Here is a 1,023-nt window from a genome sequence, read left to right on the forward strand (position 1 = left end):
CCACGCGACGGGTGGGCGGGCGAGCACGGAGAAATCAGTACACGTCAATCAGTACACGTGAATCAGCACAGTGCGTCGAGTACCCGGCGGGCCTGTTCGAACTGGTCCTCGCCGACGAGGTGGAGTGCGAAGGTGTCGACGCCGGCCTCGTGCAGGCTCTGGAGGTCCTCGGCGACTTTGGCGGGCGGGCCTGCGGCGAAGAAGATCTCTTCCACCGGGACGTCGAGGACGGCGGAGAGTTCTGCCGCCACCGGGCCGGTGACGTGGGAGAGGTCGGGGTCGTCGGAGACGTGGACGTAGACCAGGGCGACGGTCTCGTGGGGGCCGGGCTCGGTGCGCTCGGCCCGCCCCTCTTCGACCACGGCGCGGGTTGCGGCGAGGTGCTTGGGGTCGAGGCCCTCGACCAGGATGCTGCCTTCGCCGACCCGGCCGGCCAGTCGCAGCGTGCGCGGGCCCATGGCGCCGATCAGGACCGGGGGGACCTGCTCGGGCGGGTGGACCAGGCGTAGCCCGTCGATGGTGACGTGCTTGCCGTGTGCGGTGAGCTCTTGGCCGCGCAGGAGGGTCTGCAGGGCGTGCGCGGTCTCCTCCAGGAGTGCGAGCGGAGATTTGGGCCACGCGCCGACCTGGCGCATCCACTGGGGGACGCCGTGGCCGATGCCTGCCGCGAGCCGGCCCGGGTGCAGGCGTGCGAGGGTGGCCAGTTCCATGGCGAGGAGCGCGGGGTTGCGCAGGGGCGCGGGGCACAGGCCGATGCCGACGCGCAGGCGCTGCGTGTTTGCGAGCACGGTGGCCGCTGCTGCGATGGAGCCGCCCCAGCTCAGGTCCTCGACCAGCCACAGGTCGTCCGCGCCGCCGTCTTCGACCAGTCGGGCGAATGCGGTCAGCTGCTCCGGCGGCTGCTCCCGGTCGAACATGATGCCGACCCGGAAATCCCTAGCCATATCTCGCGTTCCCGTCTCTTGGTGCAGTAGGTGTGGATCTGCAGGTGTGGATGAGTCGATCAGTGGGGCAGTGGGGCAG

Annotated in this window: 1 protein-coding gene; it reads right to left on the reverse strand. The window is 70.5% G+C overall.

Translation table 11 applies throughout. The features are described from left to right. Positions 1-62 precede the first annotated feature (62 nt). Positions 63-944, reverse strand: a complete 882-nt coding sequence (locus KDL01_RS41370; RefSeq protein WP_212534185.1) for an LLM class flavin-dependent oxidoreductase — start codon at positions 942-944, stop codon at positions 63-65. Positions 945-1,023: the final 79 nt, after the last annotated feature.

This window comes from Actinospica durhamensis (assembly GCF_018139695.1).
In the GTDB taxonomy this organism is placed as follows: Bacteria; Actinomycetota; Actinomycetes; order Streptomycetales; family Catenulisporaceae; genus Actinospica; species Actinospica durhamensis.